The organism is Chitinophaga varians (assembly GCF_012641275.1).
Classification (GTDB): domain Bacteria; phylum Bacteroidota; class Bacteroidia; order Chitinophagales; family Chitinophagaceae; genus Chitinophaga; species Chitinophaga varians_A.
This window is the reverse complement of sequence record NZ_JABAIA010000001.1, coordinates 66,154-82,362: the sequence shown is the minus strand read 5'-3', so window position 1 is coordinate 82,362 and position 16,209 is coordinate 66,154. Positions and strand designations below refer to the sequence as shown.

Sequence of the window (16,209 nt, the reverse complement as noted above, 5' to 3'; positions counted from 1 at the left end):
TTACATTTATCAGTATCCTGTAATCCGTAGAAAACCTGATTTAATCACCCTCAAAGTAGAGACTCTGTCCAAAATCCGTTATCTGTTTATCAATCACTCTTCTTTTATTTAAACCTATAAAAATTGTTTTATGAGAAAAACATTTGAAAAAAAGCTGGCGCTCAACAAGATTAAAGTAGCAAAACTGAATGCTTCCCAAGCGGGTAATAACGATATCAAAGCGCCTACTTACACAGGATGCAGCCTGATGGCCAAATGTACTCCTCCGTCAACTAAAAGTTGTTAATCACTAAATAGATAGCAGATGAAAAAACAAGCTGAAAAAAAGCTTAGCCTGGGTAAGATCAAAGTATCTGACCTGAGCCGGAACATGCAGACCAACGAAGCCGATAACCGCTCTGCTGCCTGCGTTTCCCACCCGCTCTCCTGTCTGAGCCAGGGTGCGCCTGTATGCAGTGTTGATTCCTGCCGGTTCTAAACAAAAACATTTGTATTTAAAAACGATACTAATGAAAAAGCAAACTGAAAAAAAACTCAGCTTAGGCAAGATCAGGGTATCTGACCTTAGCAAAAACGTGCAGACTGCCGGTGCAGAAAACCTGGCTGGCTCCCGCAAGTGCATAAGCACCGGTGCGCCGATCTGCAGTGTAGACTCCTGCTTGTATTAAACGGAATTCACGGATTACAGTTGCCCCGGGTTAAAGCCCGGGGCTATTATGTTTTAGGGTATGCATACAATCGCTGTTCACAACATTCTCAGCCCGGAGCTATAGGCCCGGGAACATTATATCTCAGGAACGATGGATTACATGGATTACAAAGACGACATGACTGCCGTGCTGGAAAATATCAGCAGGGAACTGGATGACTTTACTGCCAACGACAACAATGCCGGGCTTTTGGGAGGATATACCGGCTGTGCTTTATTTTATGCCTATTATTATCAGCATACCTCCCGCGATGAGCATCTGGAAAAGGCTTTGTTTGTTGTACAAAAAAGTATAGAGGCTTTATCGGAACTGCCGCTGAACGGATCTTTCTGTGGTGGCGTGGCCGGTGTGGCCTGGTGTATTCAGCATCTGGCACAGATGGGATATATAGAAGACGATGAGGTGGAGGATGCTTTCGGGGAAATAGACCTGATGGTAGCTGCTTTTATGGAAGAATCTTTGTCCGCTGGCAAAAACGATTTTCTACACGAAGGCGTGGGTACGGCATTGTATTTTCTGGAGCGGCCGGCTGCGGTGGCCACGCCGGTGCTGGAACGCCTGGTGGATTATCTCGAGCAATCGGCGCACCGGTTCCCGACAGGCATCACCTGGAAAGACGTTTTCTCTTCACAGAGTGAACAGTACCAGCACCGCGATCTGTACAACCTGGGCCTCGCCCATGGAGTGCCCGCTATTATCGCTATACTCGGACGGCTATACGAAAAAGGCATTGCCCGTGAGAAAGTGCGCCGTTTGATGGAAGGAAGCATCAGCTGGCTGATGTCCCACAAAAAAAGCCATGGTGGGGGAGGGGAATCACTCTACCCGGTATTGGCAGATGCCTCCGGTGAAGCGGTGGGCGATAAACACAGCCGCCTTGGGTGGTGTTATGGTGACCTCGGCATTGCTGTTGCTCTATTGGGGGCCGGAAAACGCCTGCAACGGGCAGATTACAACGAAGCTGCGCTGACCATCCTGCATGATATCGCCCGGCATCGGGATACCCGGAACGGCGCCGTGCATGATGCCTGCATCTGTCACGGCAGCGCGGGCATTGCACATATACTGCAACAGGCCGCTATCGCCACCGGAGATCCCGTCCTGGAAAAAGCCGCTGAAAAGTGGTTGCAAACAACACTCAGTATGAACACCTGGAAGGATGGGCCTGCCGGGTATAAGTTTTATCATCATCCCGATTACCATAACAGTTACAACGTACTCGAAGGTATTGCCGGCGTGGGATTGTCTGTATTAGGCTTTCTCCAGCCGGACATAACACCCGGATGGAATAACAGCCTGCTGATCCCGTAAACTTTTCATGATAGCTTTCTTTTTCTTTTTTTTATATATTACGGGTAGTAAATGAAATCTAAACAGAACGGTTCTCCCGGGAGATGCCATGCCTAAGCATGCCAACGTTACAGCAAATATGAAAAACCATGATCAGATTATATTTTGTGGATGATCATCCATTGATATTAGAGGGACTTCGCGCTTTACTCAGTTATGAAAAGGATATAGAACTGACAGGGGAAACAAGAACAGGGGAGTCTTGCCTCAATTTCCTGCTGCACCACCAGACAGACGTGGTATTACTCGACACCATGCTGCCCGACATTGCCGGGGCGGAATTATGCCACCTGATCAAAAAGAACCATCCTGATACGATGGTGCTCGGACTGAGCTATCATAAAGACGGCCGCGGCATCCAGGATATGATGGACAGCGGCGCGAGCGGCTGCCTGATGAAAAATGCCGATAAAGAGGAGCTGCTAAAAGCCATTCACGATGTCTATAGCGGTCATACCTACCTCTCCGCCGTACTGGCCGCCGAACTGGAAACCACTGCCGGCGCTGCCCGTACCCGGGAACTACATATCACCAAAAGGGAAAAAGAAGTGCTGTGGCTCATCGCCAACGGGCATACGAACCATGAAATAGCGGAAAAACTGTTTATCAGCAGCGATACGGTAGACAGCCATCGCCGCAACCTGCTGGGCAAACTGAAGGCCCGCAATACCGCTATGCTCATTAAATGCGCGATCGACCATAAGCTCCTGACAACTTTTTGAAGAAATAAATTAAAGCACTACCTTCGCACCGCAATGGTTTACCCCCCTCCATTGCGGTGTGGGGTAATTAAAAGGGAACACCGGTGTAAATCCGGGACAGTCCCGCTGCTGTAAGTCTCCATAAACGCCCGGGCAACCATCCGGCCACTGTTGAACATTCAATGGGAAGGCCGCCCGGAGCAGAGATAAGTCAGAATACCTGCCATGCATCAGTTTTTTTAAGCCTTCGTGGAATGAGGCTTGGAAATGAGTCATGATGCAGGACTGATACCCTGCTGTTATCCACCTTGATTTTATTTCCTGTTACGAAGGCCGTTGGATGAATTATCAAAACGGTGAATTAACATGCGTATCCCATTACTGAGGACCACCTTGTACATGGTGCTCGCAGGATGCCCTGTTGTGTCCCTGATGGCGCAACAGCAAACTGACAGCACCCGGACCAAAGACCTGCGGGAAATATCTGTCATTGCCCCCAGGGGCGGTAAAGAAATCGCCCCCGGGCAACAACTGAAAGGGGCGGAGCTGCAAAGACTGAACTCCCAGTCTGTCGCGGATGCGCTGCGCTTTTTTTCGGGTATCCAGATAAAAGACTACGGTGGCATCGGCGGCCTGAAAACAGTGGACATACGCAGCATGGGCACCAACCACACCGGCGTGTTCTATGACGGCATCGAACTGGGCAACGCACAAAACGGCGTGGTGGACCTGGGCAAATTCTCCCTGGACAACATGGAGGAAATAGCGCTCTACAACGGACAGAAAAGCAGCATCTTCCAACCGGCAAAAGACTATGGCTCCTCAGGGTCCATCTATCTCACCACCCTTAAGCCCCGTTTCGAAGAAGGCGAAAGAAGACACCTGAGAGGAACGTTTAAGACCGGCTCCTTTGGCCTCGTCAACCCTTCCGTGCTATGGCAGGAGAAAATCAGCAGCCGCGTATCGGCCACTTTCAGCGGTGAGTGGACCAACGCCAACGGCCAGTATAAATTCCGCTACCGGAAAACCGACAAACAAAACCCTGCCGCGGGATATGATACCACGGCCATCCGTAAAAACGGCGATATCAACGCTTTCCGCCTCGAAGGCAGCCTGCACGGCGTCATGAACGGCGGTGAATGGAACTCCAAAATCTACTTTTACGATTCAGAACGCGGCCTGCCCGGCTATATGGCCAACAACCTGTTTGTACATGTGGACCGCCAATGGGACCGGAACTTCTTTGCACAGTCATCCTGGCGCAAAGACATCTCGCCCAGGTACAGCCTGATGTTCAACGGTAAATACGCCTACGACTATACGCATTACCTGGCCCCGGATACTGCCTACTTTGCGGAGAACCGCTACTATCAGCAGGAAGTATACCTGTCGGTCGCCAATCAGTTTGCCGTGACCAACTGGTGGAACGTAGGACTGTCAGGGGATTTTCAATGGAACAAACTGGACGCGGACCTGAAAGGCTTCTCCTATCCGCAGCGCTTCACCACCCTGGTGGCATTGGCCACGTCCGTTAACTTCCAGCGTTTCAGCGCGCAGGCCAGTCTGCTGAACACCAACATGAACGAACAGGTAAAACGCAATGCAGCCTCGCCTTTCCGGCAGGAGCTGACACCGGCGGTTTTTGTATCGTGGCAGCCGGTAGCGAAAATACCCGTCACCTGGAGGAGCTTCTACAAGCGCATTTTCAGAATGCCCACATTTAATGATCTCTATTACACGGAAATAGGCAACTCCAACCTGAAACCGGAATTCACCACACAATACAATACAGGCCTTACCTGGAACCAGTCCTTCCACGGAAGCATATTGCAGGAACTGGGCATAGAAGCGGACGCCTACTACAATGAAGTGACCGACAAAATCGTGGCGGTGCCCGGCTCCAGCCAGTTCCGCTGGACCATGATGAACCTCGGCTTTGTGAAGATCAAAGGCGTGGACGTTAAGGCAAAAGCAGCATGGCAGTTGCTGCATGACCTGCAAGTGACTACCAGGGCCACTTATACCTTCCAGGAAGCGCGTGATTATACTGATAAGTCAGACTCGTTCTACGGAGATCAGATAGCCTACGTTCCCCGGCACAGCGGTTCGCTGATCATAGGCGGCCTGTACAAGGCCTGGGACCTGAACTACAGCTTTATCTACACCGGCGAACGGTACAATGCGAAAGCCAATATACCGGCCAACTACACGCTGCCCTGGTATACCAGCGACCTCGCGCTGGCGTATACACGTACTGTCAATAAAACCCGCTTCCGGCTTACCGCACAGGTGAATAACCTGATGAACCAATACTATGACGTGGTGATCAACTACCCGATGCCGGGAAGAAACTACAAATTTATTCTCTCTGTAAATATTTAAAAGATGATTAAACAACTACGTTTTATCAGAATAGTTGTAGTAATGACCATGCTGGCCATGGCCGGTTGCCGTAACGGCGACTATATCGTGCCTCCGGTAGTAACACCTGTGGACACACCGGTAACGCACGCCACCTACAAAGGGTTTTATCTTCTCAACGAAGGAAACATGGGCAGCAACAAATGTACCCTCGATTTCTACGACTTCACGACGGGAACGTACAATAAAAACATCTACGCCACTGTGAACCCTAACGTGGTGAAAGAACTGGGCGATGTAGGCAACGATATCAAAATATACGGCAGTAAGTTGTACGCTGTCATCAACGTGTCCAACAAGGTAGAGGTGCTGGAAGCTGCTACTGCAAAGCGTATAAAGCAGGTAGACCTGCTTAACTGCCGTTACATGGCGTTTGCTAACGGGAAAGCCTATATCAGTTCATATGCAGGCCCCGTAGTAATAGACCCGCGTTCGCCGCTGGGTATTGTGGCCGAAGTGGATACCGCCACCCTGGAAATTACCCGCAAGGTGGAAGTCGGCTACCAGCCTGAGGAAATGGCCGTGATAGGCAACAAGCTGTATGTGGCCAATTCCGGTGGCTACCGTCCGCCGGACTATGACAGCACCATATCCGTGATAGATCTGGCCACATTTAAAGAGATTAAAAAAATCCATGTGGATATTAACCTGCACCGGCTGAAAGCTGACAGCGATGGTGATTTGTATGTGACCAGCAGAGGAGACTACTATAACCGGCCCTCTGCGCTGTATGTGGTGGACACCAAAACCGACGAGGTAAAAAAGCGTATCGCCATTGCGGCCAGCAATCTTTGCATCGCGGGGGATACCGCTTACCTGTATGGCTCCGAGTACAGCTATAATACCGCTTCCTGGAAAATCAACTATGCCATGGTGAATGTGAAAACGGAAACATTGCTGCCGGGCAATTTTATTACTGACGGCACAGAGAAGAACATCAAAATGCCTTATGGCATCATGGTAGATCCTGAAACCCGGGATATTTATGTAACTGATGCCCGTGATTATGTGTCTCCCGGCACATTGTATTGTTTCGATAAAACAGGTAAAAAGCGATGGTCAGTGATTACCGGTGATATCCCTGCACACTTTGTCTTCCTTCCTAAAAAACTATAAAACTATAAAACTCAACCATTATGAAATACAAACTTTTACCTGTCACCCTACTGGCGGTACTCCTGGCCGGAAGCTGTTCCAAATCTGACGATACGCCTTCCACGAAGCCGGACGTGTCTGTCAACGTTCCGCCGGGCGGCGTAACGACCGCCAACATGAAACTGGTGCGTGTATCCGCCACCGTAAAGAATGAAAGCGCCTCCACTTCCTTCCTGTGGAAACTGGGCAATGACACGATCGCTACCACAAAAGAGCTGGTGTATGCCTTCCCCAAAGAAGGCGATTACACCCTCACTTTCGTTGCCAAAAACAGCGTTGGTGAACAAAGTGTAAACGTTCCCGTTAAGGTGACTGCCGGCAAGTATGTGAATGGAGTTGCCCGTGTGTTCGACTACTTCCCGGCGCCCGGCCAGTTTGTGCATGACCTGCCGAAATGGGAGGCCGGTGACGACCAGGCGAAGATGACGGCTAAGGCAGAAGAGTCGCTGAAGAACGGTACCATGATCCACCTTGGTGGCTTCGGCGGTTATGTGGTAATGGGATTTGACCATACTATTGTGAATGTTCCGGACTCTTTCAGTTTTACCGTGCTGGGCAATGCTTTTGCCAACTGGTCTGAAGCGGGTATCATCGAAGTGGCTTATGATGCCAATGGCAACGGTTTGCCGGATGATCCCTGGTATGAAATCGCCGGTTCTGAATACAAGAGCCCTAAAACCATCCACAACTATAGCATCACTTATTTCAAACCGGATGAGAATAAAACGAAGACCCCTAATAAGGACTACGCTTATCTCACTGATACCACTTATATCCGCTGGAAAGACAACCAGGGCAAATCCGGTTATCTCTCCCGTAACCAGTTCCACGCGCAGCCTTATTACCCGCAGTGGAAAGGTGACAGTATAACGTTTACGGGCACACGCCTTACTGATGAAGGTGTGAAAGACCAGTCCGGAAAAGGCAGCTTCTATGTAAGCATGGCGTTCCCTTTCGGTTATGCAGACAACTGGGCCAACAGTAATCCGGACGCACGGATCAAAATCAGCTGGGCGGTGGACAAGAATGGCAATACTGTTCGGCTGCCGGGCGTGGACTTTATCCGGGTGTATACCGGTGTGCGTGCAGAAGGTGGCTGGCTCGGTGAAATTTCCACTGAGGTCACCGGTGTGACGGACCTTAATTTGTAATCGACTTTTCCGATACATAAAAAGGGCGTCTCAAATATTTTTGAGACGCCCTTCTGTTTAGAATATGGTTGAATTACTACCATAGTTTCCATTTCACTACGTCGGTATCCATGAACCAGCCTCCGTTAGCAGAGGTTGTCCGGTACCGCCCGGTGCCGTAAGCGGTAAGCAGCGAACCGTCTGGCAGCTGTACGGTGGACGTAGACTGACAGGAACGGAAGAAATAGTTGGGGTTGGTTAAAGGGAGATTGCCTTTCCATCTTGAAATAACATATCTTTTATCAATATTCCAGGTTGCTCCATTGTCTGTACTTACGACAGCTTCGATGCCATAATAAGGATAACCATCAGGCGAGTTACAGAAATTATCATCTGTTCCGCACCGTGCGCCACCAACGCGGACCGCATACGTCATCAGTAAAGTGTGCTGATCGTTCAACAATATGACTGAGGCATGGTGCCTGCCATACGAAAACAGTACCTGAGGATTGGACCAGGTAGCCCCCTGGTCTTTTGAAATTGAAACAGCCAACCCACTATAGTTATCGTAGTTTACCTGGTGATCGTTATAATTAAACTGTGACGGGTCCGTATCTTTCCTTAACGCAGCTACCCAGTCGCCATTGCCGGCAACCACGAGGCTGACTTCATTATAGCCTTTCCAGTTAGTGACAGCCCTGGGTATGCTCCAGGTAGCACCCTGGTCGGTGGAAGACCGGATAAAGGGCTGTGAAAAATAATTAACATTCTGCCCAAAAGGGAGATTGTTCTGACTATATCCGGTTTCGGTTATTTGCTGCGTGCCGCCACTGTTGGTTACCAATACCGGGTTCCAGGCATAGATGGACGTGGTTGATGTCGGAGGAGTACCGGTGGAGGCCCAGGAGACACCGTAATTAGTGCTTTTATAGAACAGGTGGTTAAAATCTTCTTCAAAAGAATATAATACCCCATTACCAGCATAGGTCAAACCTATCGGCTTGCCTATCGGGAACTGTGACCTGCCGCTCCAGCTTGCACCCTGGTCTGTACTGGACACCAGCACCCGCTGACTGCTGTTAACACCGTTGGGCACAGCAGGGAAGGAGAGCAGTTGCATTAATAGTTTATTTTGCTCCGGCATGTATACGAGGTAAGGTTGCTGGATGTCATCATTGTTCCACGCATTACCACCGAGATGCTGCAACTCCGCGGGTTTAATGGCAGTAGAATCGACTTTCCATACCGCATGGTTGTAGGACCATAAGGTGGCCTGGCCGGTGGTATCTTTTACAGCCAGCAGGTCATATCGTCTATCACCGGAGAAATCAGTGCCGTTGAACTCTCCCAGGCAAAAGGTGTGGCCGGAGTAATCACCCTGCCCTTCCATCATGGCGGCGGCAACTCCGAAGCTACTGCCAGTGCTGTTCCACATTACGGCGCGACCATATTGTGGTGTAACGGCCACCAGGTCGCTCCGGCCATCGCCGGTCATATCGGCCGCCATAAAATTATAGCCGGTGTAGTTGCCCTGGTTCTCCATCCACGAAGCGGCCGTCCCCAAACTGCTGCCGGTGCTGTTCCATATTACTGCCCGGCCAGGTTGGGGTATGACTGCTACCAGATCGCTCTTTCCGTCTCCGGTCATATCAGCCGCCAAAAACGTATAACCGGTATAGTTACCCTGGTTGTCTGTCCATACCGCGGCGGCTCCCATCCCGTTACCTGTACTGGGCCAGATAATGGTGCGGCCGGTGGCCGGCGTAACGGCCAGCAGATCGGCTTTTCCATCACCGGTCATATCGGCCGTCAGGAATGTATAGCTGCTAAGATTGCCCTGGTTCTGCATTAGGGGAGCCATCAATGGAAAACCACTGCCACTGCTTCTCCAGATCACCGCTTTCCCAAGCTGTGGCTCAACAGCTATCAGATCGGCTTTTCCGTCACCAGACATATCAGACACCATAAAATTATATCCGCTATAATTGCCCTGGTTCTCCATCCAGGCTACAGGAGCACCGAAAACATAACCTTTATTTTCCCATACGACAGCACGGCCAAATTGTGGCGTAACAGCGATGAGATCGGCCCGCCCGTCGCCCGTCACATCACCAGTAAGAAAATTGTACCCGGTAAAGTTACCCTGTCTCTCCTGCATGATTTTGCTTTCAAATAACAGGTTGTTGATGGGCGTACCCTGTAACAGTAAAGCCCCCATTGTTTTTTCGCCTGCATCGAGGGGGGATAGTTTTTTTTCGGGTTTAGTGCAGGAAAAGAGGAGGAAGGCCATCAGCAACCAGATGGCGGGACAGGTTTTTTCAAATAGTTTTTTCATAAAATAAGGGTTTGAAGAACAACAATTAATTCGGTTAAGATATGCTTGCCAAAATATAGTTATTCCCTAAAATATTGTAGGTTTTTTAAGGCTTGACTAATTCAGTGGCGGATAAAGACGGGAATCCGGGAACCTGCCACGGGCTGGGGCTCCAGCGTGGTTTTCAGCCACTTTATTTTTTGCGCTTTATTTTATTGGATATAAGCGGAAGTTAACGTACGTTTGTAAGGCAACTGGTTGTTCTGTTCATGCAGAACATTAAAAGGGAATCCGGTGTAAAACCGGAGCTATCCCCGTAGCTGTAATCCTGCCTGCCGGCTTATAACCGGCAATGTTTTTCCGGAGTTTGCTCCATACCACTGTCTGCGATTGCGGATGGGAAGGTTTCCGGAAAAGCAGGAGAGCCAGAAGACCTGCCAGCTGTGATCACCATTCGTCGCTTTCGGGTGAAAGGCTGTAGAATGTAGGCCTGCCGGCTTTATATTCGCGTATTTGTTTTTTTGTTTCACCTGCGTGCGGGTACGGGAAAGAAAACCTGTACTGTTTTTTCAGGCTGTGAAAAGCAGCTATTGTAGCAAATTGTTTTTGAGTGAAAAACAAAATGGATAACCCTTGCCTCCTATGAACGACCGGATGTCCTATGATGCTCATTTTTTATTTAGCATAACCACAATTTGTAAACTATGAAATCAATCAAGTGTTTGGCCCTGGCGGCCTCGCTGTTAATCCTGTTCGCCGCCTGTAAAAAAGAAAACACCGATTCCGGGTTAGGACTGATAACCAAAGAAAACGCCAATGCGGTACATGCCGGTGCAACCCTCCTCGGCAAATATCAAAACGGCTTCCTGATGGTACATGAAGGACAGTACGGTGTCAACAATGGTGATCTGTGGTACTATAGCTATGACAGCAACAAAGTAGCGAAAGACATCTACAAAGCGGAGAACCCCGGTAAAAACCTGGGCCCAACTACCTCCACACTGCAGTTTGCCACTATCTACAATGGCAAGGTGTATATGGTCGCAAAAGTGGGAGGCCCGCTGGTGGCCACTGATGCCAATTCCCTGGTGGAAACCGGCAGGATTGCCAATCTGCCTCAAAGTGAAGGTTATGCCTTCGTAGGCGTAGATGCCAGCAGAGGGCTGCTGAGCGCGGTGGACGGTGTTTATCGCATCAGCCTCTCCGGGCCATCGCTGGGCGCCAAAGTAGCAGGCATTAGCGGCCCTGCGGGCGATATGCTGCTGGCTGGCAACTATGTGTTTGTGATGACCAAAGACGATGGGGTAGTGGCACTGAACGTATCCGACTACAGCATCGCGAAAAAATTTGGTATCGGCGACGCAGGCTTTGCCCGTACCAATGACGGCACTGTCTGGGTAGCCGGTAAAGATTCACTGGTGGCCATTAACCCGGCTTCGTTGGCGGTGTCCCGTGTGAAACTGCCTTTTGCCACTACTAACCCTTGGGCTTATCTGTCCTGGCGCTCCGGTTCCCTGACATCTGACGGATCATCCGTGTTTATTGCCGCCCGTCAGTCCACTGCCGGTATTGGCGGCAACATCGAATATGGTGGTACGCAGTTGTACCGTTATGTTCCGGGTAATCCCGCGTCGCTGTCAGCGCCTTTCCTGACAGTGCCTTCCGGTCAATATTTCTACGGTTCTGCCGTACGCTATAACGCCACGCGCAATGAACTGCTGGTGATCACGCTCACAGACCAGTTCGGCGCCAGCAACGATAACCGTTGGCTGATGTATGACGCCAATACCGCCGCGTTGAAAGAAACAGTGCGGTATACCGGTTATTATTTCCCGGCCCTGCCAGTATTTTATTGATCATGTTCCTTCTTTCCCTCCAACCTTAAATAAATAATATGAAGATTTCCTATTTGCCAGCTATCGCACTGGCCACCCTTTTTTTCTCGTCTTCCTGCCGTAAAGAGGCTTTAACGGGTACGCTGAACAGCCCTGAAACAGCACGTGCCGGGATTGTCAGCAATGTGGCTGTCAGGCAGGCCACGCTGACCAGTAGCCCGCTTATCAGTACCGTATATACGTACATGCCGGCGCCGGGTCAGTACATCAATGAGTCTGGCCTGGGTTCTGCCGCTGCTGCGCAGGCATTGGTGGGTAGCACCACTAACATGGTATCGCTGGGCGGCTATGGTGGTTACATTGTTTTTGGGTTTGATCATTCCGTAGTGAACGGGACCGGGGCAGACCTCGGCATATATGGCAATCCGTCCGGCCCTGCCTATCAATGGTCTGAGCCGGGGATTGTGATGGTAAGCCAGGACGTTAATGCCAACGGTATTCCTGATGATCCCTGGTATGAACTGGCCGGCAGCGAATACACTGCGTCCGGTACTGTCAAAAATTACCGGATCACCTATTACAATCCACATGCTGCCGGAACAAATGTAAACTGGACCGATAACCTGGGCAACAGCGGATATGTACAGGCCAATGCCTTTCATACGGCCAACAACTACTATCCGGCCATGGCGCCCAACCAGGACTCTGTTACCTTTACGGGCACCAGACTGGTGAATACGCTGGTATCGGGAGGAATACTCACCAATCTTGCTTTTGCATGGGGATACACCGACAGCTATTCCAGTGAGTATCCCACTTTGGGATACAACACTGTGGATATTGCCAATGCAGTCAATGCGAGTGGTCAACCGGTAACGCTCAATGCCATTGATTTTGTGAAAGTGTATACGGGCCAGAACTGCAATGCAGGCGCCATGTTAGGGGAGATCTCCACCGAAGTGAGAGGAGCGCGCGACCTTCATCTGTAAAAAACAAACCTCCGCTTTTGTCATAAACGGTAAAACCTTCGCTTTTATCACAACGATAAAACCTTCGCTTTTATCGCAGCGGTAAAATCACCGCTTTGATCTAAACGTAGCCCAGGGCTTCAGCCCTGGGACCTTAATAATTCATCGATGAATGCCGCTTGTTGCGGATTGATCATTTTTTTAGCCGTACCGGCGTCAAACCAGCCGGCTTTGTCAATTTCCGGGAACTGTTTCTTTTTGCCGGAATGCGGCGGCCATTCTATTTCGAATAAATTGCTCACGATGGCCTGGTGGTCCAGGTCGCCTTCGGTGGCCCAGCAAAGCACTTGTTTGCCTCCTTTCTGGGTGACAGGTTGCAGTGGGATAAATGTTCCTCCCGGCCGGTAGCCGGTTTCTTCTTCAAACTCACGGATAGCTGCTTGCAATGGGGCTTCTCCCGGTGCTATTTCTCCTTTGGGTATGCTCCACCATCCGGCGTCTTTTTTGGCAAAGAAGGGGCCGCCGGGATGTACCAGGAAGTAGTTTGTGATGCCTTTGTGCTTTCGGTAGAGCAGGATGCCCGCACTTTGTTTCATATCATGGTGGTATGCATGAGTAGAAAGTCGTCGATGGTAGCCCTACTGTCGGGAAGTCTCGTGACATTTGATGCCGGCGATTTTCTCCTGCATCCGTTGCAGTCTTTCTGCCAGTGGGAAGTCGCCGCTGATTTCCAGTACCGGTATTTTCAGTTGCGCGATCCATTCTTTATGGAGGGTGAGGCTTCTGCTGGGGAAACCGGGCTCGTCGTACCGGGACGCCCAGGCAATGAATTCGGCGTTGTGTTTTTTGAGCCAGGGATCGGAGTCCAGCAGGGAGCCATAGCGTTGTTTTTCCCGCAGTATAAGCCGCTGCATCCTGATTTCAGGGGGCAGCCACAGGAAAACGGCCAGGTCAAACAGTCCGGCCATGGCCGGGTCCCATTTGAAAATAGAGCCTGCCACCACCACTTTATGATGACTGTTAAGGTCTTCGAGGAACAGTTTGTTCCTTTCTGCGGGGTCGCGCCTGGATTCGTATGGCCGTTCGGTTTTGAGCCAGTAATAGTTGTCCGCTTCGAGATGCAGGTAGCCGTTTTCTCTGGCAAAAGCTTTGGCCAGGGTGCTGGTGCCGGCACCGGAAGCTCCGAAAATAATGATCTTCATTTTTGCTGGATATTCTTTGGGTGTTACAATCGGGTATAACAAATATACTCATATCTTTTTTTTATTCATGGCGGGTATCATGATAAGCTGGCGAAAAATAAAATGGCGAGGCAGTAGCCTCGCCAGGTTGCTTCATTACTGAAGCGAGTAGGATTAACAATTCGGGGGGTAATTCAACAGTCAAAAAAATTCATGACAATCTTAACACAAAATCAATATCTTTTGAGGGTCAACAGTCAGGGCCAGTACAGGCATGGACCTGGATAATCCGGTCCATGCGCCGTAGCTGTATCCCCGGGGGACATTGCATCAATGAGGATGGGGCTTTTTCTAACAAACTTTTCCTCGGTTTTTAACACATTCCTTTATCTCAACTTTTGGGCTGTAACCACTCCTGGTCAAGGTCTCCGGTTCTTGCCTCCTTGCCGGACCATTAACCGGGTGAATTCGCTGGACAAAAGGCCTCTTCAGCGGTTTTTCCTGCAGATCCATTTCGTATGGTTTACGGACGCAAAATTACCAGTACGTTCATAATCAGTCAACTGCGTAATTACGCAGGTTGTGATATTATTTTTACATTTATGACAAAAAACGAATGGATCCGGATAAGTTGGGGCATTATTCCAAAACATTTATTACAGACGTACCGGCTGACCTGAACAGCCCGGAAGCACGGCATTTTAAGACGATCATCCGGCGGTTTCCGGATGAAGCGGTATATATCTATTCGTTCAAAGAAAACCGCATGTTATACGCCGATGGCTGGGAACCGCTGCTCGGATACCGGGATGATGAAATGACCATGATGACGTTCGTTAACATTACGGCGCCGGAGTATGCTCCCTTTTCCAATGAGCTGAACGATAAGGCGCTGATGTTCCTGCATAACAAAACAAAGGACCTCGAACAATATAGTTTTACCATTGAGCTGAAAAAGATCCATAAAGACGGCACCCATGTGCCACTGATCACCAAAGTGGGGGTATTTGCTTCGGAAGAAGGAAGGGTGACGGCCATCATCGGTCATTCCCAGAAGAATGAAAGCATACAGCTGGGCAATGTAATGCGCTATGCGGCCTATGGCCCGGAAAAATCGACTTTCGAGGAAGACCTCAACAAACAACTGTTCCGGCACTACGCTATTTCAGAAAAGGAAAAAGAAGCCTTGTCGCTGGTGGCGGAAGGGTTTTCCTTTAAAGAGATCGCGGCGCGGTTTGGGGTGTCACAGTCGGCCATTGAAAAAAGGATCATCCCGATGTACAAGCGCTTTGAGGTGAAGAGCCTCACCCATCTGATCAGCTTTGCATACGCAAATCATATTCTGCCTTAACAGGCGCCTGGCTATATAACTGGAGATTGAGAGACAGCAGTTTCTCTTTCTCCACGCCGATACCTGTCAGCATATCCTGCCATCTCTCCGACAGTTTCCTGGAAGCATCATCATCTCCCAAAACCCAGATCACATTGGTCTGGCGCAGCACTGTGCGGTTAATATCGTTGGTGGAGAAGGTATCAACAAAGCTGAGGAATCTTTCAGGCGTAATAATATCTTCCTTGATAGGGTCTCCCGGATTAATATCATCAATAACAAGAATGGAGGCTTTGCGCCAGGTCCATAATACGTTGGCCGCGCTGTCATCGTCATGTTCAAAGAACATGCAGTACAGCTTCATGGCAGAGGTATATACCGCAGACTGGTGGCGGATGGACAGCTCCGTGGCGATAGCCACGCTCAGGCTCGTTTTACCGCTGCGTTTAGGGCCGAAGAGGAACAGGTGCATGCCCTGCTCTTCGTTGTCGAGGAAACGGCGCACCAGCGCGATGTCTTCATCGGGAATATGTTCTGTGCTCCACTGGCTCAGCCTGAACTGGAAAGGATAGGAGGGCGCCTGCAGGTACATTTTGGTGAGATACCAGTAGTAAGCCGGGTAGAGCACCAGTACAGTCAGTATCAACAGGGCAACGAACGCCATTGTCGTATAGGCGCAAAGGATAGAAGCCATTAATGCGCCGCACCAGAAATATATCAGGTCGGTGATAGTGTCGAAAGCGATGTTGCCCCATGCCGGCTGAAAGACGTAGGTGCTCCTGGATTTGCGGGACAGCAGCGGTCCGAGGAAATTAAAAATTTCGAACGTCAGCCAGAAGAGGCTTACGGCCAGTGCAGCGTACAGGGATGCCCGTTGTTCGCTGAAATGCCGCTTCAGGATAAGATAACCCACAAAAGTAGGGATGAAGCCGAGGGAGAAATGGCCAAACTGATTGGCCAGCCAGGTATAGGTCAGCGTAACTCCGCGGTAGGAGTCCTTGCCGATCAGGTCTGCTTTGAGTTGGCGCACGATGTCTTTGCCGGTGATCACTTTTTTCATGAGTAGCCTTGGGTATTAGGGGACCGCATTGGAAGGGCAAATATAATATGTTCC

15 protein-coding genes and 2 riboswitches are annotated in these 16,209 nt (G+C 50.0%); of the genes, 11 read left to right on the top strand and 4 right to left on the bottom strand.

The window, feature by feature from the left end; all coding sequences use genetic code 11:
• Window positions 1-130: 130 nt before the first annotated feature.
• The 8 genes from HGH92_RS00335 (at window position 131) to HGH92_RS00300 (ending at window position 7,488) form a co-directional block, all read left to right on the top strand.
• Window positions 131-286 (top strand): class I lanthipeptide, encoded by a 156-nt coding sequence (locus tag HGH92_RS00335; RefSeq protein WP_168868789.1) that lies wholly within the window; start codon window positions 131-133, stop codon window positions 284-286.
• Window positions 287-304: 18 nt separating this feature from the next.
• Window positions 305-478 (top strand): hypothetical protein, encoded by a 174-nt coding sequence (locus tag HGH92_RS00330; protein WP_168868788.1) that lies wholly within the window; start codon window positions 305-307, stop codon window positions 476-478.
• A 31-nt stretch (window positions 479-509) separates the two neighbouring features.
• On the top strand, window positions 510-668 hold the full coding sequence (locus HGH92_RS00325) for a hypothetical protein (protein WP_168868787.1): 159 nt from the start codon (window positions 510-512) through the stop codon (window positions 666-668).
• Between the two features lie 132 nt (window positions 669-800).
• Entirely contained in the window at window positions 801-2,021 is a 1,221-nt protein-coding gene (locus HGH92_RS00320) for a lanthionine synthetase C family protein (protein ID WP_168868786.1), read from the top strand.
• 128 nt (window positions 2,022-2,149) lie between these two features.
• Window positions 2,150-2,782, top strand: a complete 633-nt coding sequence (locus HGH92_RS00315; RefSeq protein ID WP_168868785.1) for a response regulator — start codon at window positions 2,150-2,152, stop codon at window positions 2,780-2,782.
• Window positions 2,783-2,799: 17 nt separating this feature from the next.
• Window positions 2,800-3,004, top strand: a riboswitch (cobalamin riboswitch).
• Window positions 3,005-3,127: 123 nt separating this feature from the next.
• Window positions 3,128-5,143: a TonB-dependent receptor gene (locus HGH92_RS00310; protein ID WP_168868784.1), complete on the top strand. Its 2,016-nt coding sequence runs from the start codon at window positions 3,128-3,130 to the stop codon at window positions 5,141-5,143.
• Window positions 5,144-5,146: 3 nt separating this feature from the next.
• The gene (locus tag HGH92_RS00305) at window positions 5,147-6,298 is read left to right on the top strand and encodes a YncE family protein (RefSeq protein ID WP_168868783.1); all 1,152 of its coding nucleotides are present in this window, start codon (window positions 5,147-5,149) and stop codon (window positions 6,296-6,298) included.
• Window positions 6,299-6,318: 20 nt separating this feature from the next.
• Window positions 6,319-7,488: a PKD domain-containing protein gene (locus HGH92_RS00300; RefSeq protein WP_168868782.1), complete on the top strand. Its 1,170-nt coding sequence runs from the start codon at window positions 6,319-6,321 to the stop codon at window positions 7,486-7,488.
• A gap of 76 nt (window positions 7,489-7,564) precedes the next feature.
• On the opposite strand, the gene HGH92_RS00295 is transcribed toward HGH92_RS00300, so the two are convergent.
• A complete protein-coding gene (locus tag HGH92_RS00295) occupies window positions 7,565-9,802 on the bottom strand; it encodes an FG-GAP-like repeat-containing protein (RefSeq protein ID WP_168868781.1) in 2,238 nt (745 codons plus the stop codon).
• Between the two features lie 217 nt (window positions 9,803-10,019).
• Window positions 10,020-10,238: riboswitch (cobalamin riboswitch) on the top strand.
• A 247-nt stretch (window positions 10,239-10,485) separates the two neighbouring features.
• Here HGH92_RS00295 and HGH92_RS00290 point away from each other — a divergent pair.
• Window positions 10,486-11,637: a DUF5074 domain-containing protein gene (locus HGH92_RS00290; protein WP_168868780.1), complete on the top strand. Its 1,152-nt coding sequence runs from the start codon at window positions 10,486-10,488 to the stop codon at window positions 11,635-11,637.
• Between the two features lie 38 nt (window positions 11,638-11,675).
• Window positions 11,676-12,605 (top strand): PKD domain-containing protein, encoded by a 930-nt coding sequence (locus tag HGH92_RS00285; protein ID WP_168868779.1) that lies wholly within the window; start codon window positions 11,676-11,678, stop codon window positions 12,603-12,605.
• A 119-nt stretch (window positions 12,606-12,724) separates the two neighbouring features.
• Here HGH92_RS00285 and HGH92_RS00280 read toward each other — a convergent pair whose 3' ends face one another.
• Both HGH92_RS00280 and HGH92_RS00275 read right to left on the bottom strand, forming a co-directional pair.
• The gene (locus HGH92_RS00280; RefSeq protein ID WP_168868778.1) at window positions 12,725-13,180 is read right to left on the bottom strand and encodes an NUDIX domain-containing protein; all 456 of its coding nucleotides are present in this window, start codon (window positions 13,178-13,180) and stop codon (window positions 12,725-12,727) included.
• A gap of 42 nt (window positions 13,181-13,222) precedes the next feature.
• Window positions 13,223-13,786, bottom strand: a complete 564-nt coding sequence (locus tag HGH92_RS00275) for an AAA family ATPase (protein WP_168868777.1) — start codon at window positions 13,784-13,786, stop codon at window positions 13,223-13,225.
• 595 nt (window positions 13,787-14,381) lie between these two features.
• Here HGH92_RS00275 and HGH92_RS00270 point away from each other — a divergent pair.
• Window positions 14,382-15,116 carry a LuxR C-terminal-related transcriptional regulator gene (locus HGH92_RS00270; RefSeq protein ID WP_168868776.1) on the top strand — a complete coding sequence of 245 codons (735 nt, stop codon included), beginning with the start codon at window positions 14,382-14,384 and terminating at the stop codon, window positions 15,114-15,116.
• Here HGH92_RS00270 and HGH92_RS00265 read toward each other — a convergent pair.
• Window positions 15,082-16,155, bottom strand: coding sequence for an AAA family ATPase (locus HGH92_RS00265; RefSeq protein WP_168868775.1), 1,074 nt, complete (start codon window positions 16,153-16,155; stop codon window positions 15,082-15,084). The genes HGH92_RS00270 and HGH92_RS00265 overlap by 35 nt on opposite strands.
• Between the last annotated feature and the right edge of the window lie 54 nt (window positions 16,156-16,209).